19 protein-coding genes and 1 pseudogene are annotated in these 23,365 nt (G+C 59.3%); 8 read left to right on the plus strand and 12 right to left on the minus strand.

All coding sequences use genetic code 11. From position 1 onward, the window contains the following. Positions 1–52: 52 nt before the first annotated feature. On the minus strand, positions 53–550 hold the full coding sequence (locus AB4O01_RS07805; protein WP_460091218.1) for a hypothetical protein: 498 nt from the start codon (positions 548–550) through the stop codon (positions 53–55). 221 nt (positions 551–771) lie between these two features. Here AB4O01_RS07805 and AB4O01_RS07810 point away from each other — a divergent pair, with 221 nt between their 5' ends. From AB4O01_RS07810 to AB4O01_RS07820, 3 genes are all read left to right on the plus strand, one after another. Further along, a complete protein-coding gene (locus AB4O01_RS07810) occupies positions 772–1,146 on the plus strand; it encodes a hypothetical protein (protein ID WP_320336614.1) in 375 nt (124 codons plus the stop codon). Further along, positions 1,143–1,340 (plus strand): helix-turn-helix transcriptional regulator, encoded by a 198-nt coding sequence (locus tag AB4O01_RS07815; protein ID WP_093430734.1) that lies wholly within the window; start codon positions 1,143–1,145, stop codon positions 1,338–1,340. The genes AB4O01_RS07810 and AB4O01_RS07815 overlap by 4 nt, the downstream gene beginning before the upstream one ends. A gap of 61 nt (positions 1,341–1,401) precedes the next feature. Beyond that, the gene (locus AB4O01_RS07820; RefSeq protein WP_460091220.1) at positions 1,402–2,985 is read left to right on the plus strand and encodes an alkaline phosphatase D family protein; all 1,584 of its coding nucleotides are present in this window, start codon (positions 1,402–1,404) and stop codon (positions 2,983–2,985) included. A 33-nt stretch (positions 2,986–3,018) separates the two neighbouring features. On the opposite strand, the gene AB4O01_RS07825 is transcribed toward AB4O01_RS07820, so the two are convergent. Next, positions 3,019–4,035: an ABC transporter substrate-binding protein gene (locus AB4O01_RS07825; RefSeq protein WP_095047894.1), complete on the minus strand. Its 1,017-nt coding sequence runs from the start codon at positions 4,033–4,035 to the stop codon at positions 3,019–3,021. Positions 4,036–4,455: 420 nt separating this feature from the next. Here AB4O01_RS07825 and AB4O01_RS07830 point away from each other — a divergent pair, with 420 nt between their 5' ends. Next, positions 4,456–6,666 carry an LTA synthase family protein gene (locus tag AB4O01_RS07830; protein ID WP_460091223.1) on the plus strand — a complete coding sequence of 737 codons (2,211 nt, stop codon included), beginning with the start codon at positions 4,456–4,458 and terminating at the stop codon, positions 6,664–6,666. A 151-nt stretch (positions 6,667–6,817) separates the two neighbouring features. Next, a pseudogene (gene katG, locus AB4O01_RS07835) lies at positions 6,818–9,087 on the plus strand (catalase/peroxidase HPI). Positions 9,088–9,370: 283 nt separating this feature from the next. On the opposite strand, the gene pepN reads toward katG, so the two are convergent. The 6 genes from pepN to AB4O01_RS07865 are packed head-to-tail and all read right to left on the minus strand — an operon-like array spanning position 9,371 to position 15,887. Then, positions 9,371–12,028 carry an aminopeptidase N gene (gene pepN / locus AB4O01_RS07840; RefSeq protein WP_460091224.1) on the minus strand — a complete coding sequence of 886 codons (2,658 nt, stop codon included), beginning with the start codon at positions 12,026–12,028 and terminating at the stop codon, positions 9,371–9,373. A gap of 10 nt (positions 12,029–12,038) precedes the next feature. Beyond that, positions 12,039–12,869, minus strand: a complete 831-nt coding sequence (locus tag AB4O01_RS07845; RefSeq protein ID WP_093430729.1) for a DUF2797 domain-containing protein — start codon at positions 12,867–12,869, stop codon at positions 12,039–12,041. Further along, complete coding sequence (locus AB4O01_RS07850; RefSeq protein ID WP_007919229.1) at positions 12,866–13,126, minus strand: YeaC family protein; 261 nt, start codon at positions 13,124–13,126, stop codon at positions 12,866–12,868. Before AB4O01_RS07850 ends, AB4O01_RS07845 begins: the two co-directional genes overlap by 4 nt. A 33-nt stretch (positions 13,127–13,159) precedes the next feature. Continuing rightward, on the minus strand, positions 13,160–14,029 hold the full coding sequence (locus tag AB4O01_RS07855; RefSeq protein ID WP_460091226.1) for a rhomboid family intramembrane serine protease: 870 nt from the start codon (positions 14,027–14,029) through the stop codon (positions 13,160–13,162). Continuing rightward, complete coding sequence (locus tag AB4O01_RS07860) at positions 14,026–14,997, minus strand: metallophosphoesterase (protein ID WP_093430727.1); 972 nt, start codon at positions 14,995–14,997, stop codon at positions 14,026–14,028. Before AB4O01_RS07860 ends, AB4O01_RS07855 begins: the two co-directional genes overlap by 4 nt. Then, entirely contained in the window at positions 14,997–15,887 is an 891-nt protein-coding gene (locus AB4O01_RS07865; RefSeq protein WP_003224174.1) for an NAD(+) kinase, read from the minus strand. Before AB4O01_RS07865 ends, AB4O01_RS07860 begins: the two co-directional genes overlap by 1 nt. 115 nt (positions 15,888–16,002) lie before the next feature. On the opposite strand from AB4O01_RS07865, the gene AB4O01_RS07870 reads away from it, so the two are divergent. Next, entirely contained in the window at positions 16,003–16,953 is a 951-nt protein-coding gene (locus tag AB4O01_RS07870) for a DUF1853 family protein (protein WP_186624348.1), read from the plus strand. Between the two features lie 104 nt (positions 16,954–17,057). On the opposite strand, the gene AB4O01_RS07875 is transcribed toward AB4O01_RS07870, so the two are convergent. Together AB4O01_RS07875 and AB4O01_RS07880 are read right to left on the minus strand one after the other, a co-directional pair. Then, the gene (locus AB4O01_RS07875; protein ID WP_099756505.1) at positions 17,058–18,341 is read right to left on the minus strand and encodes an arsenic transporter; all 1,284 of its coding nucleotides are present in this window, start codon (positions 18,339–18,341) and stop codon (positions 17,058–17,060) included. 165 nt (positions 18,342–18,506) lie between these two features. After that, positions 18,507–19,064 carry an NADPH-dependent FMN reductase gene (locus AB4O01_RS07880; protein WP_038366013.1) on the minus strand — a complete coding sequence of 186 codons (558 nt, stop codon included), beginning with the start codon at positions 19,062–19,064 and terminating at the stop codon, positions 18,507–18,509. A 185-nt stretch (positions 19,065–19,249) separates the two neighbouring features. Here AB4O01_RS07880 and AB4O01_RS07885 point away from each other — a divergent pair, with 185 nt between their 5' ends. Next, positions 19,250–19,480 (plus strand): hypothetical protein, encoded by a 231-nt coding sequence (locus tag AB4O01_RS07885; RefSeq protein WP_093430724.1) that lies wholly within the window; start codon positions 19,250–19,252, stop codon positions 19,478–19,480. An 85-nt stretch (positions 19,481–19,565) separates the two neighbouring features. Further along, complete coding sequence (locus AB4O01_RS07890; protein WP_427119735.1) at positions 19,566–20,459, plus strand: LysR family transcriptional regulator; 894 nt, start codon at positions 19,566–19,568, stop codon at positions 20,457–20,459. Here AB4O01_RS07890 and AB4O01_RS07895 read toward each other — a convergent pair. Continuing rightward, on the minus strand, positions 20,425–21,039 hold the full coding sequence (locus AB4O01_RS07895; RefSeq protein WP_320336603.1) for a GNAT family N-acetyltransferase: 615 nt from the start codon (positions 21,037–21,039) through the stop codon (positions 20,425–20,427). The two genes, AB4O01_RS07890 and AB4O01_RS07895, sit on opposite strands and share 35 nt — an antisense overlap. A gap of 14 nt (positions 21,040–21,053) precedes the next feature. After that, the gene (locus AB4O01_RS07900) at positions 21,054–23,309 is read right to left on the minus strand and encodes an Orn/Lys/Arg family decarboxylase (protein WP_116254897.1); all 2,256 of its coding nucleotides are present in this window, start codon (positions 23,307–23,309) and stop codon (positions 21,054–21,056) included. Positions 23,310–23,365 lie beyond the last annotated feature (56 nt).

Below are 23,365 nucleotides of genomic sequence, written 5' to 3' on the forward strand. Positions count from 1 at the left end.
GTGGCCTGATCGATGATCAGGCCGCCCCTTTTTGTTTTTGATCTGTGCCGAATTAACGCTTGCGGGCCAATGCGTTGCGCACGCTTTCCCGTGACATTCCCGAGCCGGAACGGGGCACCGCCTTATCTACGGGCGCCTTGGCCAACTGTTCCTTGCGCTTTTCCACCTCACGCCACTGGTAACCGAGATATCCGCCCGCCGCCACAATCCCCAGCCAACCGAAAACCAGACTGACGAAAAACCACAGTCCGAGGGTGATCCACACGGTTTTCGAGGTGAACAACTTCACACTGTCATCGGCAGGCACCGGTTCCACCGGTTCAACCGCTGCCTGCGTCACCGGTACTCTGTGCACCCCATCCAGATCAATGCGCCAAGCGAAGTCCGCCCCGGCCACCGGAATGTCTAGCTGCTTGCCTTCAGCACGATGCACCCGAATTTCGCCATCGACGAGCGACATGGAGCTGAAACTGATCTGGGTTTCATGGTGAATCTCGCCGTTGACCAAGGTCACGACGGTTCGTTGTGGGTCATTGGGGGTCTCGCGCATGTCGATTCCTTGAGCGTTGCACGTCGGACGACGTGCGAAGGGATAATCCGTTGGGCTCGAATGCTACTGAGTGGTTATTACGCTGTCCAGAACGCGTGCCCCTACTCTGCAACTGCTCCGACACCAGCGTGTTCGAGGCGACCAGCGTGATGGAAAGCAGGCTTTACATCGAATAAATCTTCGGCGACCATGTAAAGGGTCTTTTACATAGGAAGTGAAGAATGAACCGGTACTACCTCGAATTGGGCGCAGCATTAATCATCTACATGCTGGTGCTGACAGCCTCATTGATTGCCTCGCAATACCTGATGGACGCCCCCATCGTGCTGCGCTCGGCCGTCGCAGTGACGCCGGTCATTCCGGCGGGACTGATGTGCTGGGCCATCGTGCGCAACATGCGGCGCATGGACGAGATGCATTTGCGCATCCAGTTTGAGGCGTTGGGTTTTGCCTTCGCCGCCTCGGCACTGCTGACCTTCAGCTACGGTTTTCTGGAAAACGTCGGTGCTCCGCACATTCCGTGGACGTGTGTGTGGCCGGTGATGGGGCTGATGTGGATTGTCGGCCTGCACATTGCGCGACGCCGCTACCAATGAAAAACCGTCTCAAGGAATTGCGCGCCGAGCGCAAATGGTCGCAGGTTGATCTGGCTGAACGCCTGAGCGTGTCGCGTCAGACGATTAACGCTATAGAAAACGAACGCTACGACCCGAGTCTGCCACTGGCCTTTCAGATTGCTCGGGCGTTCGAGTTATCAATCGAAAGCATTTTTGATGATGGCATGAACTGAAACGCTCCCCTCGCGTCCTCGCTACTTGCAAAAACGGACTACGCTCGGAGACACCACGGCATTGCGTGGCATCCGTTTTTCTATTGTCAGCGAGGACGACAACATGAGTCCCTTTGGCCCGGTTTTGAGCTTTCGCGGTATTCAGAATCAGAAATACTGTGTATCTGCCCTGCTGGTGCAAGACCTCAACGCACCGGCACCCACTACGCAGGTCGCGCAGGCACACAATCCGACGATCAAACGGATTGCCCGGATTCCTTTGATCAAACCGCGCATGGCCGTCTGGCGACTGGATATGCAGATCCAGCAAAGTAAAACGCAGTTGAAGATCGACTATGACTTGGGAGATGTGTCGGGCTCATTTCACGTCCCGCCTCTGGATCAGGCTCCCCGCATCGCTTACACCTCGTGCAACGGTGTGTCGGACGTCAAATACCTGAATTCGCTGGCAGATCGCTATGCCGAACGCTGGAGTCATCTCGCGCAGACCCACAAGCAAGCCGAGTACCATCTGTTGGTCATGGGAGGCGATCAGATTTACAGCGATGAACTGTTACAGACTCAAGGCCCCTTGAATGAATGGTACAAACAGTTCTCCTGGAATCGTGATGACACTCTGTGGACTGAAGAAATGGAAGTTCAGGCAGACGAGTTTTTCGCCAGTGTTTACCCGCGATACTGGGCTAGACCACAGATACTGAAAATGCTCAGTTGCGTTCCGACCCTGATGATGTGGGACGATCACGACATCATTGACGGTTGGGGATCCTATCCCCAGGCCCTGCATGAAAGTCCCGTACACCAGGGGCTGTTCCGCATTGCCAGTTATTATTTTCGTCTCTACCAATTACAGGTTGACGAAACCGAGAGCCGCCCGGGAGCGATTACTCGTCAAGGGCATACCTTCGCTTTTGAAGGCCTCGGTGGCCTCGCCATTGTCGTTCCCGACCTCAGGTCTGAACGTGCGCCCGACATCAAAGGCAGAAACGGCCAGCTCAAACAGCCCACGCAAATCATGTCGCAAAAAAGCATCTCGCAGATGTTTACCTGGATCAAAAGCCTGACGGCCAGCAAACCTTCACACCTACTGTTCATATCCAGCGTTCCAGTATCGTTCGTCAACCTTGCGCTGCTTGAGGCCCTGATCGGATGGATTCCGGGAGAGATCGGACCGGAGGATGATTTCCGCGACCACTGGCGCCATCAGCCGCACAAAAACGAGCGCAAGCAACTGATCAATGGATTGCTCGATTTCGCCAAGTTGGCGAAATGCAAAGTCACCATTGTCTCCGGGGATGTGCATGTAGCGGCCGCCAGCATCATTCGTTCGGCCAATCCCCGGCATATCGACAATGGTGCAGAAGTCATCCATCAGCTGATTTCAACCGGCATCGTCCATCCTCCTCTGCCTGTGCTGACGATCAGAAGCCTGGAAACGATCACCGCTACCCGGGAAAAGATCGACACCGACCTTACTGCCGAGATGCAAGCCATTGGGCACGACGGAAATTGCCTGATTGCCAGTCGTAACTGGCTGTCCATCGAGCCAGACAAAAGTTCCGACGGGCGCAATCGGTTGTGGGTGAAATGGCACGTCGAGGGGCACGATCACCCCATTACGCGACTGATCGAGCCTGCCGGTTGAGTTCCGGAAATCCCCTGCACCGGGCCGGGTTCTTCAGCTACCGGCCCCACCATGCGCCTCTTCAAAGAAGTAATCCTTCCAGCTGTCGGCCTTGTTCTTCAGCACACCCAGTTCCTGCAACTTCTCGGCATAGATAAAGGTGCGCTGTGGCACCACGGTGAAATCGATTTCCGGGTCCTTGACGATTTGCTCGACCAGGGCCAGCGGCAACTTTGACTGCTCGACACGGATGTAAGCCTGAGCCGCCGCCGGTTTGTCAGCCTTGATGATTTTCTCAGCCTCAGCCAAAGCGTCGTAGAACGCCTTGTAGGTTTTCGGGTTTTCGTCGTGGAATTTTTCTGTTGTGTAGAGCACGTTGAACGTCGCTTGGCCGCCGAGCACGTCGTAGGAACTCAACACTTTGTGCACGTTGGGATTCTGCAGGGCCTGGTACTGGAACGGCGGGCTGGAGAAGTGCGAGTTGATCTCAGAGCCGCCGGCGATCAGCGCGGCCGTTGCATCGGGGTGCGGCAGGCTGACTGAGATGTCATCGAATTTCTTGTACTGCCCGTCACCGAATTCCTTGGCGGTTTCGATCTGCAAGGTGCGTGACTGGAAACCGACACCGGCGGCCGGTACGGCAATGCGGTCCTTGTCGGTGAAGTCCTTGAGCGTCTTGATGTTCGGGTTGTTGGTCAGCAAATAGTTGGGCATCGAACCCAGCGCGGCGATGGCTTTGACGTTCTGTTTGCCTTTAGTGCGATCCCACACGGTGAGCATCGGCGGCACACCGGCGGACACCACGTCGAGGGATCCGGTTAGTAATGCTTCGTTCATCGCGGTGGCCCCGGAGATGCTGTTCCAGTCGACCTTGATGTCGAGGCCCTGCTCCTTGCCGTGTTTTTCGATGAGGTTCTGGTCGCGCACTACATCGAGAATCAGGTAACCGATGCCGAATTGCTGGGCGATGCTGATCTTGCCTTCAGCCTGGGCGCCGGTGCTGAACAACGCACTCGCGGCCAGGGAGGCGGCCAACAGAGTCAGTGCAGAACGTTTGAACGGTGTGGCCATGACAACCTCGCAGCATGGGGGTGGTGTGCTGAAAGGCCTGACTTTATCGCTATAAAAAACAGAAATTAAATACCTTTATCGCATATCGATAGCACGGGTTGTCGAGCGAAAGGAGGCTGCAATCTTTTGATTCCGGGTTTCGATAACAAGATCAAAAGATCGCAGCGTGCCGCAACTCCTACATTGGAATCCGGTGGCGGCTCGACGGGTTAAACAGCCTGAAACAATAAATCCACCAGCCTCAATATCGTCGATTGCTGTGCCACGCGAAGGCCGGTCAGGCCTGCAGACACTCCATCACCTTCAGGGGCCACCGCACCAGCACATCAGTTGAGGGTTTAAAAGGGCGATCAGACAGTCCACCCTTGGTATCATCGCGCACACTTTTATGACGATTTAATGGCTGGAAGGTCTTTTTTTGTGAGCGCTCTTTTTAACCGGTTGCGGCAGCCGCATGCCCGCCTCTTTTCCCTGATTGTTCTGGTGCTGGTGGTACCGCTGTGCCTGCGTGCGGCGCTGGGTTGGTCGGCACCGCTGGGCTATTTGTCGGATCTGGCCATTGGCAGCCTGTTGGTGGTGTTGCTGCATCGCCGGGCGTGGTGGCTGGCCTTACCGGTGTTGCTGTTCTGGGTATTGCTGGCGGTGGCGACCGCTGAACTGGTCAGCGCGGTGGGTCGGCTGCCGACGCCTTCGGACATTCATTACCTGATCGATCCGCAGTTCGTGGAAAACTCCACTGGTGGCGGCCTGGCCCATCCTGCGCTGGGCATCACTTTGCTACTGGCCCTGCTTTTCTGGCTGCTGACCCGGTTTGCCAACCGCAACCTGCCACGTCCGCCCCTGCCCCGCGCAGCCTGGAGCGCGCCGCTGGTATTGTTCGCCGCCCACTGGGGCGCGCAGAACCTGTGGCCGAACGAAGCGGATCCGTGGCGTCAGTACAACCTGCCGCACCAATTGCTGGCCAGCGAGGTCGCCGATCTGCAGATCCAGGCCGAGGAATGGCTGGACGGCGATGTCGAAGAACCCGCGCCGGCCATGGCCGGGCTCACCGACGTCGACCTCAACGGGCAGAAACTGCTGGCCGCGCCGGGGCAAGCACGCAACGTGCTGATCATCGCGCTGGAAGGCATTCCCGGGGCTTACATCCGCGCCAACCGCGAGGCGATCGGCAGCCATTATCAGGAAGACCTGATGCCCAACCTCAGCCGCTGGGCCGAGCGCGGCATGAACACCCCGGACTACGTGCTGCATACGCACCAGACCATTCGCGGTCTGTACGCGATGCTCTGCGGCGATTACGACAAACTCAACAACGGCACGCCCAAAGGCGTGGAAATGCTCACCCTCAACGAGCGCAATCAGGCCTGCCTGCCGGCGCAACTGCGTGAACACGGCTTCAGCACGCACTATCTGCAAGGTGCCGGGCTGCGCTTCATGGCCAAAGACAAGATCATGCCGCACATTGGTTTCGATGCGACGCACGGTCTGGAATGGTTCAGCAACAGCAATTATCTGGAGTTCCCGTGGGGCAAGGATGACAAGGCGTTTTTCGAAGGTGCGCTGGACTACGTCGGCCAACTGAAGAAGCAGAAACAGCCATGGATGCTCACGCTGCTGACCGTCGGCACCCATCAGCCCTACTCCGCGCCCGAGGAATACCTGGAGCGCTACGAAACGCCGAAACAGGCGGCCGTCGGTTATCTCGACGATGCGCTGGAGCAATTCCTTAGTGGCCTCGAACGCCAGGGCGTCCTGAAAGATACGCTGGTGGTGATCACTTCGGACGAATCCCATGGCATTGACGGCGTGCGCCTGGCCTCTTCATGGGGCTTCAACCTGACCCTGGCGCCGGAGCATGAACAACTGCCACGGCTCAACAAAGGCGTGTATGGCCACGTCGATCTGAGCACTTCCATCCTCGACTACTTCGACCTGCCGGTGCCTTCCGCGCTGAGCGGCCGCTCGCTGTTTCGCGACTACGACAGCGGCCGCGAAATCATGTCGTTCACCAACGGCAAGCTGCGCTATCACAACGGTCAGGGGATTTTTTCCGAGTGCGACATGCCGCGCCGCTGCCGCTATTACGAAAGCGCCGGGTTCATCGCTGAAAGCGCCACGTACAAAGGCAACTACAGCGGTCACCCGGCCCGGCAGATCGCCGCCCGCGCCAACGCTCTCGACCTGTCGCTGCTGCGCACGCCGCTCAATCATCGCTATCAGTTCGGCAGCACCAACGTCATCCCGCTGCAAGCGCAAATCAAGGATGACTGGGCCGACAACCTGATCGGCGCGCAGTACCTGGAAATGCCCAAAGGCTCGCACACCCGCGTGCGCCTGACCGTGCGCTCAGTCGATCCGCAACAAGCGGCGTACATTCAGCTCAAGGCCAAAGAGTTTGAACAGGACGTGCAGATTGGCCTGCCGCAGGAGATGGTGGCAACTGCCGAGCAGCCACTGGAAATGAACTTCAGCTTCGACAACCCGCAAGAGCGCAAAGCGTTTTCTTTCCATTTGCTGGGGTATGGCTTGGGCGCGGTTGAGGTGACGGATTTCAGTGTGATTACCGAGTTGCCAGGGCAAGAGGACATCCTTGACGACGTGCCGGAGGACGACACGGCCCAATCCACCTGATCAAGGTCATATAGGGGCGAGCGCGCAGTAAAAGGTTCTGACTATCAACGTCCAATAGTCGGCCTATTAGCTGACTTCCCCAGTCGGGTCTAGCCTTACTAGTCCGAAGTCGGCACGAGCCGGCCGTAGCAGACCTGATAAGGACCCGAACATGGCAAACGAATCGAAATGCCCGTTCAACCACGCCGCCGGTGGTGGTACGACGAACCGTGACTGGTGGCCGAATCAACTCAACCTCAAAATCCTCAGTCAGCATTCGCCAAAGTCCGATCCGTTGGGCAAGGATTTCGACTACGCCAAAGCCTTCAAAAGCCTGGACTTCCAGGCGCTGAAACAAGATCTCAATGCGCTGATGACCGACTCTCAGGACTGGTGGCCAGCCGACTTTGGCCACTACGGCCCCCTCTTCATCCGCATGGCCTGGCACAGCGCCGGCACTTATCGCACCGCCGATGGCCGTGGTGGCGCCGGCTCCGGGCAACAGCGCTTCGCTCCACTGAACAGCTGGCCGGACAACGTCAGCCTCGACAAGGCCCGGCGCCTGCTGTGGCCGATCAAGCAGAAATATGGCCGCAATATTTCCTGGGCTGACCTGATCGTTCTCACTGGGAACGTCGCGCTGGAATCCATGGGTTTCAAAACCTTCGGATTCTCCGGTGGCCGCCCCGATGTGTGGGAGCCGGACGAAGACGTTTACTGGGGTTCGGAGCACGAATGGCTGGGCGGCGACAGCCGTTACGGCAAGGACAAGTCCGCCATGCAGGAACCCGGTGACGGTACGCTGGTCGCCGAACCGGATTTGCATGGCAAAGAAGAGAGCCGCACCGATCAGGGCGAACGCAATCTGGAAAACCCGCTCGCCGCCGTGCAAATGGGCCTGATCTACGTGAACCCCGAAGGTCCGGAAGGCAATCCAGACCCCGTCGCTTCAGCCCACGACATTCGCGAAACCTTCGGCCGTATGGCCATGAACGATGAAGAAACCGTCGCGTTGATCGCTGGCGGTCACGCCTTCGGTAAAACCCACGGCGCCGGCCCAGCCGATAACGTCGGGCCTGAGCCGGAAGCGGCCGGCCTCGAAGAACAAGGCCTCGGTTGGCGCAACGCGTTCGGTACCGGCAAGGGTGGCGACACCATTACCAGCGGTCTGGAAGTGACCTGGACCACCACACCGACGAAGTGGAGCAACAACTACCTGGAAAACCTGTTCGGCTTCGAGTGGGAGCTGAGCAAAAGCCCCGCTGGCGCGCATCAGTGGATTCCGAAAAACGGCGCCGGTGCCGGCACCGTTCCGCATGCCCATGATCCGAACAAGAAACTCTCGCCGACCATGCTCACCTCTGACCTGGCGCTGCGTTTCGATCCAGCCTACGAGCAGATCTCCCGGCGCTTCCTCGCCAATCCGGATCAGTTGGCCGATGCCTTCGCCCGTGCCTGGTACAAACTGATCCACCGCGACATGGGCCCGCTGTCTCGCTATCTCGGACCGGAACTGCCGAATGAAGAACTGTTGTGGCAGGATCCGATTCCCGCTGTCAGTCATCCGCTGATCGACGAAAGCGACGCGGCTGCGCTGAAAGGCAAAATCCTCGCGTCAGGCCTTTCGGTGTCGCAACTGGTCTCGACCGCATGGGCCGCTGCCTCGACCTTCCGTGGTTCGGACAAGCGCGGCGGCGCCAACGGTGGACGCCTGCGTCTGGCACCGCAAAATTCTGGCAGGCCAATCAGCCTGAGCAACTGACCAAAGTGCTGCAAACCCTTGAGGGCATTCAGAACGACTTCAACAGCGGCGCTGCTGGCAAGAAAGTCTCGCTGGCAGACCTGATCGTATTGGCCGGGAATGCCGGGGTCGAGCAAGCAGCGAAAAACGCTGGCCACTCGGTCACGGTGCCGTTCACACCGGGGCGTACGGATGCAACCCAAGAGCAAACCGATGTTGATTCCTTCGGTTTCCTTGAACCGATTGCCGATGGCTTCCGCAACTACAGCAAAGGCAAATACACCGTCTCGGCCGAGGCGTTGCTGATTGACAAGGCGCAACTGCTGACGCTTACCGCACCGGAGATGACTGTGCTGCTGGGCGGTTTGCGGGTGTTGAACACCAACGTCGGGCAAACCCGGCATGGCGTGTTCACCTCGCAGACCGAGGCGCTGACCAACGACTTCTTCACCAACCTGCTGGACATGGGGGTGGAGTGGAAGCCAACGTCACGGGATGCGGATGAGTTCGAGGGGCGTGACCGTAAAACCGGCAGCGTGAAGTGGACGGCGACGCGGGTTGATCTGGTATTCGGCTCGAATGCGCAACTGCGGGCTTTGGCTGAGGTGTATGCCAGTTCGGATGCGAAGGAGCAGTTTGTTAAGGACTTTGTTGCGGCGTGGACGAAGGTCACCAACCTGGATCGTTTCGACCTGAAGTAACTTTTAGTCAATAAAAACGCCGCATTGGTTAATGCGGCGTTTTTTTATGTGTACGGCTTGGGGTTTGTGGCGATGCGTGAATCCTACCCCCTCACCCCAGCCCTCTCCCCCCAGGGGGGCGAGGGGGAAAGGGAGCCGATCTTCGTGCTTTTCAAGTCCTGAGTTCGGCTCGGACTTTCAGGTCGGTGTCACTCAAACATTCACCTCGGTCAGTCCCCTCTCCCACTGGGAGAGGGTTAGGGTGAGGGCCGGCAACAGCTGGAACACCGACACCAACACACCATCAAGCCAGGCTCTTGCTCACCACCTCATACACATCACTCGACAACTGCCCAGACGCCCGAATCCGCTCCAGCTCAGCCTTCATCAGCGCCTGCCGCGCACCGTCGTATTTACGCCAGCGCGTCAGCGGCGCCAGTTGGCGCGAAGCGATCTGCGGGTTGAAGCCATTCAGCTCGATCACCAGATCCGCGAGGAAGCGATAACCGGAACCGTCCGCAGCGTGGAAGTTGATCAGGTTCTGCCCGGCAAACGCACCGACCAGTGCACGCACCTTGTTCGGGTTCTTGATGTTGAACGCCGGGTGTTGCATCAACGCTTTCACCCGTTCCAGACCGCCCGGCAAGGTGCTGCCGGCCTGCACGCTGAACCACTGATCCATCACCAGCGGGTTGTCCTTGAAGTGCTCGGCGAAACTGGCCAGCGCCAAGGCTTTCTGCTCTTCGAACGGCGAATTGACCAACACCGCCAGCGCGGTCAGGCGCTCGGTCATATTGTCGGCTGTTTCGAACTGTTCCAGCGCCGCCGCAAGTACTTCCGGCTTGCCGCTGAGCATCAGGTACGACAGCGCAATATTCTGCAGCGCACGACGAGCGAAGTGCTCGGCTTCGGCCACATACGGGGTTTGCTTCGACAGATCACGGTTGGCCTGATAACGCAGCCACAGCGCTTCGAACAGACCTTCCGCCAGTTGCTGACGAGCGAACTCTCGGGCGATATGGATCGCGTCGACGTCAGCCACTTCGCTGATTTCAGTGAGGTACGCCTCACCCGGCAACGAGAGCATTTCGGCGACCATGGCCTGGTCCAGCGTTTCATCCGACAGCACCGTACGCAGCGCCGAGACCAGGCGCGGATCAAGCTTCAGGCTCTCGCCCTTCTGCTGCTGGCCAATCAGTTCTTGCAGCACTTGCACCGACAGTTGCTGACCGGCATCCCAGCGGTTGAAGCCGTCGCTGTCGTGCTGCATCAGGAACATCAGCTGATCGCGGTTGTACGGGAAGCTCAGCTTGACCGGTGCGGAGAAACCGCGCAGCAGCGATGGCAGTGGCTGTTCAGCGATGTCGACAAAGGTGAAGGTCTGCTCGGCTTCGGTGACCGAGATCACGCGGGTGGTGCCTTGCGCCGACGCTTCGCCGCTCAGACGCAAGGCAATTTCGTTACCTTGGCTGTCGAGCAGGCCGAGTTCGACCGGAATCACGAACGGCAGTTTTTCAACTTTATCCGGGGTTTCCGGGCAGCTCTGGCGGAAGGTCAGGCTGTAGGTTTTTGCGGCAGCGTCGTAAGACTCGCTCACCGCCAGACGCGGCGTGCCGGCCTGGCTGTACCAGCGCTTGAACTGCGTCAGATCGACGCCGTTGGCATCTTCCATGGCCTTGATGAAGTCCTCGCATGTCACTGCCTGACCGTCATGGCGTTCGAAGTACAGATCGCTGCCCTTACGGAAGCCTTCGGCACCGAGCAAGGTGTGAATCATGCCAACCACTTCCGAACCCTTCTCGTACACGGTCAGGGTGTAGAAGTTGGAGATTTCGATAAAGCTGTCCGGGCGCACGGCATGAGCCATCGGGCCGGCATCTTCGGCGAACTGGTGGGTGCGCAGATAAGCCACGTCCTGAATGCGCTTGACCGTGGCCGAGTTCATGTCGGCAGAGAAGCCGGAATCACGGAATACGGTGAAGCCTTCTTTCAGCGACAGCTGGAACCAGTCGCGGCAGGTCACGCGGTTGCCCGACCAGTTGTGGAAATACTCGTGGGCGACGATTGCTTCAACGCGCTGGTGTGCGGCGTCGGTCGCGGTTTCGGCGCGGGCCAGTACGGCGCTGGAGTTGAAGATGTTGAGGCCTTTGTTCTCCATCGCGCCCATGTTGAAGTCGTTGACGGCGACGATCATGAAGATGTCCAGATCGTACTCGCGACCGTAAACCTCTTCGTCCCAGCGCATCGACTTCTTCAGGCTGTTCATCGCGTGCTGGCACTTGTCGATGTTTTCCGGCTCGACGTAAATGCGCAGTGCAACATCGCGGTTGGTCATGGTGGTGAAGCTGTCTTCAACGCACCACAAATCACCGGCCACCAGCGCAAACAGGTACGCCGGTTTCATGAACGGGTCTTCCCAGGTTGCCCAGTGCCGGCCGTCTTCGCCCGGGCCCGAGGCAATCGGGTTGCCGTTGGAGAGCAGCACCGGATAGCTGTGCTGTTCGGCGACCACGGTGGTGGTGAACTTGCTCATCACGTCCGGGCGGTCGAGGTAATAGGTGATCTTGCGGAAACCTTCGGCCTCGCACTGAGTGCAGAACATCGTGCCGGACTTGTACAGGCCTTCCAGCGCGGTGTTGGTTTCCGGATGGATCTTCACGCTGGTGTCGACCGTGAAGCTTTCGCTGGTCGGCTGCAGGGTCAGGTGGTTTTCGGTGAGCTGGTAGTCGCCGTCAGACAGTTCCTGATCCGCCAGCGTTACCGAGAGCAACTCCAGCTGCTGGCCATCGAGCACCAGCGGCGGCAGGCCCGGGCCACGTGCCGGATTGCGGCGCATGACCAACTGCGCGTGGACCAGGCTGTGATCCTCGAACAACTCGAAGGTCAGGTGTGTTTCGTCGATCAGGTACTCGGGCGCCTGATAGTCCTTCAGGTAAATCATCTTCGGTTGTTCGGTGCGCATGCTGGCGTCCTTATTGATGCACGGCGAGCTGATAAGCCGTGTACTTGCGAATATTGATCACGCCGGTGTCGAAGATCAGGTACTGACCCTTGATCCCCAGCAGCGTGCCTTCGGCAATCGGGTTCTTGTCCAGGTTGAAGCTGACGATTTTGGCCGGGTATTGCTCGACCGGATAGCGGATTTCGAGAGGTTCGACATCGGCAATCGTCTGAATAGCCTGTAGGCCGAATCGCTCCTGCAAACCTTGCAGGCCTTCGGCGCAGCTTTCGAATAACTGGTCACGTACCTGCGCCAGATCGACCGCCGCCGCATCGCCCTTGAGCAGCGCGCGCCAGTTGGTTTTATCCGCGACCTGACTGCGGAACAGGTCTTCAACGAAGCCCGATTGCTGCCGTGTCGAGACGCGCATGATCGGCAATGCCTGACATGCGCCCTGATCGATCCAGCGAGTCGGCAGTTGCGTAGCACGAGTGATGCCAACCTTGATCCCCGACGAATTGGACAGGTAAACCACATGGTCGGTCATGCAGAATTTTTCGCCCCACTCCGGCTCGCGGCAGGTGCCGGCGTCATAGTGGCAGCGCTCCGGGCTCATGATGCACAGGTCGCACTGCGCCAGTTTGGTCATGCACGGGTAGCAGTAACCCTGACTGAAACTGGTTTTGGTCTTGCGCCCGCAATGGGTGCAGTGAATCGCCCCCAGGTATTCCAGACGCACCGTGCTGCCGATCAACGGGTTGACCGGCACCTCGACGTCATCCAGACGAAACGCGTATTGCACGTTCGGCCCGTCCAGGCGCGCCGACATTTTGCTGATTGCACCGCGGCCAATCTCGATCAATGGATGGCATCCGATTTGAACAGAATGTTCGGCACTTCGATCGACTTCGATGCACATTCCTGCGGGCCCATGTAACCGGTGCGCTGGTCTTCAGGCAGGTTCTGGATTTCCCAGGCGATCATCGCCTGCAACGACAGCTCGCGCTGTTCGGCGGTGAGCTTGCCACCGTCGGACCACTTACCGATTTCCACGGCCAGTTTCAGGCTCTCGTAGATGTCCGGGGTGATGTTGTTGATCATGTCGTTAAAAGAGGACATCAGGGTCTCCGTGCTCTTTATCTACTGAAAATTTCAGGCGGCCAGTTTACGGCGGTTATACAAACCGCCCAACAAACCGGTGAAGCATCCGATGAGTAACCCGCCGACGTGGGCGGCGTTGGCGATTTCGCCGAAACCGATCATCGAGATCAGCCCGGACATGCACACCAGCAACCACACCAGCATCATCACCAGCACGCCACGCGGCAGGCGATAGGCCGGGTTCGGCGCCAGCAGCTGGAAGATCCAGCAATGTCCAAGCAAACCGTACAGCACGCCGGACAGACCGCCGAACAACGTCGCGCCGCTCCAGGCAAATTGCGCGTAGTTGGACACCAGGCTGAACAGCAGCGTCAGGCCGATCAGGTTGATACTGCCCTGACGCGACTCGATACGCCGGCCCAGCTCCCAATACCACATGCCGTTCATGGCCAGATGGAGGATGCCGAAGTGGATCAGCATCGGCGTGACCAGACGCCACCACTGCCCTGCCGCCAGGCTGTCGGCCAATGGCGTGAAATGGATGTACTCGCCTACAACTTGAAAATCGAGGAAGGTCAGCCAGCGCAGGGTTTGCAGGTTTTCACCAAGGTAGGTCAGCCCGCCAACGATCAGGCACAACAACAGGATGAACCCGGTGGCCTTGGCGTATTTCAGTTGCTCGGCGAAGCTCGGCCGCTTGAAGGTCTGCGCGACGGGGATGTCCAGTGTTTGCTCGGGATCGCCCGCCGGGAAGCGTTCGTACAAGGAGCGCACGTCTTCGCTGATTTCCGCCGGCGCCCACAACACCTGCTCGCCCGCCTCTTCGCTGACCCGATGCGGGACCTGCATGCGTTGCAGCAGTTTGACGAAACCACTCAAATCCACCGCCAACGGCAGACGCAATACCGCTACCGCACTCATTGCAGCACCTCCGGCCGCTCGACATCGACCCAGACAAATTTATGCGGATCCAGACGTGTTTCCTGATCCAGACGATAGGCGACCAGTTTGCCGTAAAGCACCGCGCTGTAATCCAGGCACGCGAGGTTCGGGCGGATCGGCGCTGGTTTGCCGCTGCGCCAGTAATGGCCGACGAACAGCAGTGGCTCGTCGACGCCGTAGCGCAGCAGGTTGTTTTTTTCGCTGGACGTCAGCGGCTTCTGCGCCACCGGATCTGGCAGTGCATCAGGCTGGAAAACGATATCGCCGTAAGTCTTCGGATCGTCTTCCCAGAACTTGGTGCGGAAGAACGACCGCACCAGACCATCGCCGCTGGTCATGGTCAGACCATCCGGCAGGCGCATGTCGGTGCCGCGCAACAGACGGTCGAACACGGTGCAGGCAAAGCTGTCCGGCACCGCCGAAGCCTGGAGGAAGTGTTCGTCGATACAGCCATTGGGGAACAGCGCGCGCAACGGCTCGATCAGGCCGGCATCCCAACAGGCATGCACGACGCGGAAGCGGCCGGCGTCGACAAACAGCGGCAACTCATAGAACCAGCGCTGGAAATCGTGCCAGTCACCGGGATGGTCTTCGAACTGGGTCAGGGTTTCGTGCAGCAGACGCGCGTGGCGCGGCGTGTGTTCGCGAACGAACTGCTTGCCACTGCCTGGCGGCGCCGGCGTGCTCCAGCCCAATGCGTTGAATTCGTGGTTGCCCATGATGCACAAGGCCTGACCGGCCTCGACCATGTCGTGGACGATGTGCAGCGCCTCGCGGATGCGCGGGCCACGGTCGATGATGTCGCCGACGAACACGGCCATGCGCGATGGATGCCGCCAGACCCCGCCCTGCTTGTGATAACCGAGACGGTCCAGCAAGTGTTCAAGGGTCAGGGCGCATCCGTGCACGTCACCAATCAGGTCATAACTGCGCGCGGGATCGAGCATCAGTCGCCTCCACCACCCAACTTGCTGCCCCAGCCGAGCTTGGTGCGGCAGACTTCGTAGTAGTTGTGGTCGAGCGGATGAATCAGCCGCAGCTTCTGTGCTTTCTTGCTGACGGTGATGGTGTCGCCCGGCGCGCAGGTGAAGTGGTTCTGCCCATCGCAGGAGACTTGCGGGTAAATCTGCATGTTTTTCGACACGACGATTTTCAGCTCACTGTTGCCATCGACCACAATTGGCCTGCTCGACAACATATGGGGGTACATCGGCACAATCACAATGGCATCGAGCTTGGGATGCATGATCGGCCCGCCGGCAGACAGCGCATACGCGGTGGAACCGGTCGGCGTCGCGACGATCAGGCCGTCGGCCTTCTGGCTGCAGACGAACTGACCGTCGATGTACAGCTCGAACTCGATCATCCGCGTTGATTTGCCGGGGTGCAGCACCACATCGTTGAGCGCGTCGCCCTGACCAATGGCCTCGGCGTGGCGGCGCACTTCGGCTTGCAGCAGGAAGCGGTTTTCCACCAGATAGTGGCCGTCGAGCACCTTGGCGACTTCGACTTCCAGCTCGTCCGGACGAATGTCGGTGAGGAAGCCGAGGCTGCCACGGTTGATCCCCAGCACCGGAATATTGTGTTTGGCCAGCGCCCGCGCGGCACCGAGCAGGCTGCCGTCACCGCCGACGACGATGACCATGTCGCAGACTTCGCCGAGCATTTTGCGCGACGAGGTTTGCAAACCGTGGCCCGGCAGGACTTCGGCGATGGTGTCTTCGAGGATCACATGCAGGTGACGATCGAGCAGAAACCGTTTCAGTCGGCGGACGGTATCCAGCACCTGGGAACTGCCCAGGCGACCGATGATGCCGATATTACGAAATTGCTCCATGGGACCTCTGCGGACAATCGAAAACGCGAAAAGCACGATTATGGGCGAAAGCGCCGGTTAGACAAAATCCTTTCAGCCTCAAGGGTGCGCTCATGTTTCAGGCTATGCTCGCAAGATGATCCTGTTTCCCGATTTGCTTCAGTTGCCCCACCAATTACGCCACCCGGAAGTGCGGGATCTGGCGTGGGTGATCCTCGCCCCGCCGATGCTCGCCACCACGCCATGGCCGCAGCGTCATCCGCTGGCGGGTAGCGATTGGGTGCATGACCCGCAGCGGCTGGAGCACTGGTTGCGCCAGCTCGACCGCGACAGTTATGGCTTGTTGCATTGGCTGTCGCAGGCGCGCACGCGGCGTCTGGGCCTGTATTACGAACGGCTGTGGCAGTTTGCCGTGGAGCATGCGCCGGGCATTGAGCTGATCGCCGCCAACCTGCCGATCCGCCGCGAGGGCCACACCCTCGGCGAGCTGGACATGCTGTTGCGTGACCGCGACGGCGTGCATCACCTGGAACTGGCGATCAAGCTTTATCTCGGCCCGCAAAATGGCGACGGTCGTGATCCCGCGCAGTGGCTAGGCCCGGGTTGTCATGATCGGCTGGATCGCAAACTGGCGCATCTGGCCGAGCATCAATTGCCGATCTCGGCGCGCCCGGAAAGTCGCGAAGTGCTGGCGGCGCTGGATATCGAGGTGTTCAGCGCGCAGCTGTGGCTCGGTGGTTATCTGTTGTATCCGTGGCCCGGGCCGGCTGAATCACCGAGCGGTGCGCACCCGCAGCATTTGCGCGGCAGTTGGTTGCATCAGAAGGATTGGCCAGCATTCGTCGCTCAACGTCCGGCAGGACGCTGGCAACCCCTGCCCCGCCACGCTTGGCTGGCACCGGCGCATTATCCGGCGGACCAGACATGGACCATGGAGCATTTACGCATGTGGCTGGAGGATCTTGAGCCGCTGGCCCCGGCACAGCTGATGGTGCGCCTGACCGAGAACGCGCAGGGGGAATGGGAAGAGGCTGAGCGGTTGTTTCTGGTGTCGGATCTTTGGCCGAATGTCCCGGGCCAGGCCTGAGTTTGTTGGTGTTTGATATGACGCCTTCGCGAGCAAGCTCGCTCCCACATTTGGAATGCATTCCCCTGTAGGAGTGAGCCTGCTCGCGATGGGGTCACCTCGGTCTAAAGTGAAAGCCGCAAAGCCAAAGCCGCCAACGTCACCAACAACACCGGCACCGTCAACACAATCCCGACCCGGAAGTAATAGCCCCAGCCAATATGAATCCCCTTGCGCTCCAGCACATGCAGCCACAACAACGTGGCCAGGCTGCCAATCGGCGTGATCTTCGGCCCCAGGTCACTGCCAATCACGTTGGCATAGATCATCGCTTCCTTGACCACTCCGCTGGCCTGACTGGCATCAATCGACAACAAACCAATCAACACCGTCGGCAAATTGTTCATGATCGATGACAGCAACGCGGTCAGCACACCCGTGCCCATTGCCGCGCCCCAAACGCCATGACCGGCAAAGACATCCAGCCAACCGGCCAGATACCCGGTCAGCCCGGCATTGCGCAGGCCATACACGACCAGATACATGCCCAACGAGAAAATCACGATCTGCCACGGTGCCTCTTTCATCACCTTGCGCGTGGAAATCTTGTGGCCGCGGGCGGCGATGCCCAGCAACAGCGCGGCGCACACGGCAGATATCGCACTGATCGGAATGCCCAGCGGCTCCAGCGCAAAGCAGCCGATCAGCAGAATCACCAACACCGCCCAACCGGCGTAGAACGTGGCTTTATCGTGGATCGCGGTTTCAGGATGTTCGAGTTGCTCAGGGTCGTACGCCGAGGGAATATCGCGGCGGAAAAACCACAGCAGCATGCCCAGCGTCGCCGCCACGCTGACGAAGTTGACCGGCACCATCACCGCTGCGTAGCGGTTGAAGCCGATGTGGAAGAAGTCTGCCGAAACAATGTTGACCAGGTTCGATACCACCAGCGGCAGGCTCGCCGTGTCGGCAATAAAACCCGCGCCCATGACGAACGCCAACGTCGCCGCCGGGGAAAACCGTAGCGCCAGCAACATCGAAATCACGATCGGCGTGAGGATCAGCGCTGCACCGTCATTGGCAAACAACGCCGACACCAATGCGCCAAGCAGCACCATAAAGGCAAACAGCTTGCGCCCACTGCCTCGCCCCCAACGCGCCACGTGCAACGCGGCCCAGTTGAAGAACCCGGCTTCGTCGAGCAACAGGCTGATGATTATCAGCGCGACAAAGGTGCCGGTGGCGTTCCAGATGATCTGCCACACCAGCGGAATGTCGCTGAGGTGGACGACGCCGAAGATCAGCGCCAACACCGCGCCAAGCGTCGCACTCCAGCCGACGCCAAGGCCTTTGGGTTGCCAGATGACAAGGGTAATGGTCAGCAGGAAAATCAGTGACGCAGCGAGCATCCGCAACAGCCTTAAATTAAGTAGAAGAGCTAAACACTAAAACCTGTGGGAGCGAGCTTGCTCGCGAAGACGGACTGTCAGTCACCCATGATGTGTGGCTGATGGCCTCTTCGCGAGCAAGCTCGCTCCCACAGGATGTCTGTTGTGCCAGGGATTTCGGTGAGCTTATTTTTTGTGTTGCTCTACGAATTGTCCGTAGGCATTGATAAAGCTTTGCAGAAAAGGTTTCACCGACTCGCTCAACTTGCCCGCCTCGTCAAACGCCGAACCCGCGCCGCCCAGATACGCTTCCGGTTGCTGCATGCACGGCACATTGAGGAATACGAACGACTGGCGCAGATGCTGATTCGCCCCGAAACCACCGATCGCACCGGGCGATACACTGATCACCGCCCCCGGTTTGCCACTCCAGACAGCCTTGCCATAAGGCCGCGAGCCAACATCGATGGCATTCTTCAACGGCGCCGGCACCGAACGGTTGTACTCGGGCGTGACAAACAGCACCGCGTCGGAAGAACCCACTTTTTGCCTGAAAGTGCTGTAGGCTGCCGGCGGTGAATCGCCGTCGATGTCTTCGTTATACAGTGGCAGATCGCCAATTTCGACAATCTCAAGCTTGAGGTTCGCCGGGGCCAGCTCCGCCAGTGCCAGGGCGACTTTGCGATTGATCGAAGCTTTGCGCAGGCTACCGACCACTACAGCGACGTTGTAGACATTGCTCATGGAAGAACTCTCGATGGTCCGTGGGAGGAGCCACTAGTTATAGATGATCCGGTGACGATTCCACCAGCACACAATGGGAAATTCCCGCGCGCTGATTATTTTTTTCCTGTAGGAAAACTTACAGGCCTTGATGGCGGTCTACCAAGCCGCAAATCAAGCGTTTTATCTCCAGAGGTTCTAAGCAGATGGCAGCAGTACTGGTCGGTCAGTTCCATGCAAGAGATGCGGAAGGCCGCGTTTATTCCGTGCATGAGTTCCAGGAATCCAACCCGTCGGCAGACGGTTCCACTGGCTCGGAGCCGATTTACAAACTGGCCATTGGCGATCGCGTCAACAAGGTCAACGACAATGAGTTTCTCCTGGTTCAGTCAGGCATCACCCTGACCCGAGAGCCTGAGACCACCGTCGCTTCATAACTGGCCGTTATGAGCAGAAGTCATATGCGCAGAGTTGGGGTAGGATTCAGCCACTGACCCCACCTGCTGAACATGGACTTCACGCATGCGTTTACGTCATATCGAAGTGATTCAGGCGCTCTTGCAGACCGGTCACCTGGGCACCGCCGCCGAATGGTTGCAGTTGCCGGTGGCCGAGGTCGAAGAGCGTTTGCGCGAAGCCGAGAGTCAGTTGGGGTTCATGCTGTTTGCCAGCGTGCGCGGGCGCCTGCAATCGACGCCCGAGGCGCGGGCATTGCAGGTCGAAATCGCCCACGTTTATGAAGCGCTGGAGCCGGTGCAGCGCCTGGCCAGCAGCCTCAAGCAATACCTCGCCCCACCCTTGCGCATCATCGGCACCCCGCCGCTGGCGCAACAATTACTGCCACAAAGCCTTGCCGCCCTGCGCCGACGCCTGCCCGATGCACCGTGCAGCCTGCTCAGCGCGCCAACCCGCGATATCGTCCGCAGCCTGTTGTTACGTGAAAGCGATCTCGGCTTGAGCCTGCACGATCCCGAACACCCCGACATTGATTGCCGGCCATTGGCCCAGGGCAAGCTGCAACTGCTCGCCCCCCATGGCTGGCTGCAACCGAAACAGAAATACATTTCCCTGCAGGATCTCGCTGGCCAGGCCATGGTCGGCCTCGAAGGCCAGGACCCGCTGAGCCCGGCGCTGGAAAACAAACTCCAGGCGTTGCGCCCGGCACCGAGCATCCAGACCCGCGTACAAACCCATCAGATGATGCGCAGCATGGTCGAGGCCGGCGAAGGCCTGGCCATCGTCGATCCGTTCACCGCACTGGGCGCGCGTCCGGCAGGGTTGGATGTCTGCCCACTGTCGCCGGCGGTGCCGATCAGCCTCTATGCCCTGACGTTCAAGCACACCGCGCCGGCATCGGCGATTCAGACGTTACTGGCGATCATCACGGAACAAGCCGAGGCGATGCTGGCGAGCTGAGCGGGTTTTCCAGCGGGTTATCGAACAATCGATACCAGAACAGCGCCACTTCGGCGGTGTTCGGATCAATGCCGCGATAGCGCAACTGGTCCACGCCGCCAATCACGTAGCCGCAACGCTCATACAACCGGCAAGCGCCGAGGTTGTTGTTCTGGGTTTCGAGCATGATCCCCGGCAGTTTTTTCTTGCGACTCCAGAACTGCGCGACATCGAGCAACGCCTTGGCCACGCCATGGCGCCGCGCCGGCGCATGCACCGCCAGCTCATCGATATGGGCGAAGCCGTTCCAGTTGGTACTGATCACCAGATGGCCGACCGGCTGATCATCCAGATACGCCATGAAAATCGCGCTGTCCGGCGCGTTATGAAAGGCGCTGAACTCTTCCGGATCGATGCCGTAGCACTTGCGGTACGGCACGATCGGCGTCACCCGCCATTGCTCGACAGGCTGGCCGATCACGGCAGCGCCATAGGCGGCGACCTCGAAACTGAAGTCGCTGCCCCAGATATACGGCGCAAAGCCTTCATCGGCGACGCGCACCGACAGCCCTGGGTATTTCGGATTCATGACCGGTTGCATACTGGGAAAAGTCCTCATTCCTTGACGCAATCGACGGTGTATTGCCGCCCATTGCCTTCATCTTCGTGCTGCAATCCATGCACATCCGCGACAAAACCGGGGAAGCTGCTATCGAACGTGCGAGCAAATTTCAGGTAATCAATGATCGAGCGTGTCGACTCGGTAAAGCGTTCGCCGGGCATGATCAGCGGAATCCCCGGCGGATACGGCACCAGCATCACCGCGGCGATGCGCCCTTCCAGCTCATCGATCGGCACCGCCTCGACTTCGCCACGCACCAGATGATCGTAGGCGTGCGCCGGTTTCATGGCAATTTCCGGGAGCACGGTGTACATGCGCTTGAGGTGTTTGGCCGTGGCATTGCTGCGATAACAGGCGTGCAGTTGATCACACAAATCCCGCAGGCCCATGCCGCGATAACGCACGATGTCTTGCTGAGCAACACACGGCAGGCAGGTGTCGAGGCGCACATTGGCGTCGTAGCTGCGTTTGAATTCCAGCAACTCGGTGAGCAGCGTGCTCCATTTGCCTTTGGTAATGCCCATGGAGAACAGCACCAGAAATGAATACAGACCGGTCTTCTCCACCACCAGCCCCCGCTCCCAGAGGAATTTGCTGACCACCGCCGCGGGGATGCCCTTCTCGCTCAGCGCGCCGCCGGCGTTCAACCCCGGCATGACCAGCGTGACTTTGATCGGATCGAGCAACACGTAATCGTCGCTGACCTCCCCAAAACCATGCCACTCGGCATCCGGTTGCAATAACCAGTCTTCGGTCTGCACGCGGTCGATGCCCTCGACACCCGGCGGCTGCCAGATCGAAAACCACCAGTCATCAGCGGCGATGTGCTGCCGCAGATTGGCCAGCGCGCGACGGAAGCTCAGCGCTTCGTCAAAGGTTTCCTGCAACAGCGAACGCCCGGCCGGGCCTTCCATCATTGCCGAGGCAACGTCGAGCGAGGCGATGATGCTGTACTGCGGCGAAGTCGAGATGTGCATCATGAACGCTTCATTGAAACGATCACGGTCCAGTTGCCGCGCACCGCCGTCCTGCACATGAATCATCGAGGCCTGACTGAAGGCGGCGAGTAGCTTGTGCGTGGAATGCGTGGTGAATACCAGCGGGCTGTCTTCGCTGCGCGAGGTGGCCATGCCGTAGCGCCCGGCGAAGAATTCGTGAAACGCCGCATAGGCGTACCAGGCCTCGTCGAAATGCAGCACCTCGACGCTGTTGCCGAGACTTTGCTTGATCAGCTCGGCGTTGTAACAGAGACCGTCGTAAGTCGAATTGGTGACCACGGCGAGTTTGACTTTCGGCGCGCGGCCCTTGGTCAGCGGGCTGGCGTCGATCTTGGCCTGAATCGACTCGCGGCTGAATTCGCTCAGCGGGATCGGGCCGATGATCCCCAGCTCATTACGCTCAGGGCACAGATACAGCGGGATCGCCCCGGTCATGATGATCGCGTGCAACACCGACTTGTGGCAATTGCGGTCAACCAGCACCAGATCGTCGCGCGCGACCATCGAATGCCAGACAATCTTGTTGGCGGTCGAGGTGCCATTGATCACGAAAAAGGTGTGATCGGCGCCGAAATTGCGCGCGGCGCGCGCTTCGGCTTCGGCGAGCGGCCCGGTGTGATCGAGCAGCGAACCGAGCTCCGGCACCGACACCGACAAATCCGAACGCAGGGTATTTTCACCGAAGAACTGGTGAAACGCCTGCCCGACCGGACTCTTGTGATACGCCACACCGCCGCCATGGCCGGGGGTGTGCCAGGAATAATTGGAGTCGGCGGTGTGCTGCACCAGCGCCTTGAAAAACGGCGGCAACAAGCCATCGAGGTACTTGCGCGCCGCGCGGGCCACTTGCCGGGCGAGGAACGGTACGGTGTCTTCGAACAGATAGAGAATGCCGCGCAGTTGATTGAGCTCGGCCATGGCATCGGCCGGCGCATTTTCCAGGGTGACTTGCTCGCCCAGGGCAAAGATCGGCAGATCCGGTGCACGCACCCGCGCCAGACCGATCAGCTCGGCCATGTTCTGCAACAAATGTGAGTGGGTGCTGGCGTCCTCGGCGGCAATCAGCATGCACGCCAGACCATGATGGGTCGACGCGACCAACCGCCCTTCGGCGTAGTCGGTGGCCGACACGATACTGAAACCTTCCTGCTCCAACTCTTGGGCAATGCCACGGATACGGTCACCGGCGACCGTGTCGGCCTTGATGTCGCGATGAACGATCAACACCGGAAACTTCAAATCTTTGTACATGAGGCTCAGTGTCCTGAGGCGGCCGAATTGAATCGGCCAATGCACTCAGGGTAGAG

This window comes from Pseudomonas sp. S2_E02 (assembly GCF_054668355.1).

Bases quoted from the DNA above. Each gene is read 5' to 3' on its own strand.
- AB4O01_RS07805 (WP_460091218.1), bottom strand. From the start codon at position 550: ATGCGCGAGACCCCCAATGACCCACAACGAACCGTCGTGACCTTGGTC.
- AB4O01_RS07810 (WP_320336614.1), top strand. From the start codon at position 772: ATGAACCGGTACTACCTCGAATTGGGCGCAGCATTAATCATCTACATG.
- AB4O01_RS07815 (WP_093430734.1), top strand. From the start codon at position 1,143: ATGAAAAACCGTCTCAAGGAATTGCGCGCCGAGCGCAAATGGTCGCAG.
- AB4O01_RS07825 (WP_095047894.1), bottom strand. From the start codon at position 4,035: ATGGCCACACCGTTCAAACGTTCTGCACTGACTCTGTTGGCCGCCTCC.
- pepN (WP_460091224.1), bottom strand. From the start codon at position 12,028: ATGCGCACCGAACAACCGAAGATGATTTACCTGAAGGACTATCAGGCG.
- AB4O01_RS07850 (WP_007919229.1), bottom strand. From the start codon at position 13,126: ATGTCCTCTTTTAACGACATGATCAACAACATCACCCCGGACATCTAC.
- AB4O01_RS07855 (WP_460091226.1), bottom strand. From the start codon at position 14,029: ATGAGTGCGGTAGCGGTATTGCGTCTGCCGTTGGCGGTGGATTTGAGT.
- AB4O01_RS07860 (WP_093430727.1), bottom strand. From the start codon at position 14,997: ATGCTCGATCCCGCGCGCAGTTATGACCTGATTGGTGACGTGCACGGA.
- AB4O01_RS07865 (WP_003224174.1), bottom strand. From the start codon at position 15,887: ATGGAGCAATTTCGTAATATCGGCATCATCGGTCGCCTGGGCAGTTCC.
- AB4O01_RS07870 (WP_186624348.1), top strand. From the start codon at position 16,003: ATGATCCTGTTTCCCGATTTGCTTCAGTTGCCCCACCAATTACGCCAC.
- AB4O01_RS07875 (WP_099756505.1), bottom strand. From the start codon at position 18,341: ATGCTCGCTGCGTCACTGATTTTCCTGCTGACCATTACCCTTGTCATC.
- AB4O01_RS07880 (WP_038366013.1), bottom strand. From the start codon at position 19,064: ATGAGCAATGTCTACAACGTCGCTGTAGTGGTCGGTAGCCTGCGCAAA.
- AB4O01_RS07885 (WP_093430724.1), top strand. From the start codon at position 19,250: ATGGCAGCAGTACTGGTCGGTCAGTTCCATGCAAGAGATGCGGAAGGC.
- AB4O01_RS07890 (WP_427119735.1), top strand. From the start codon at position 19,566: ATGCGTTTACGTCATATCGAAGTGATTCAGGCGCTCTTGCAGACCGGT.
- AB4O01_RS07895 (WP_320336603.1), bottom strand. From the start codon at position 21,039: ATGCAACCGGTCATGAATCCGAAATACCCAGGGCTGTCGGTGCGCGTC.
- AB4O01_RS07900 (WP_116254897.1), bottom strand. From the start codon at position 23,309: ATGTACAAAGATTTGAAGTTTCCGGTGTTGATCGTTCATCGCGACATC.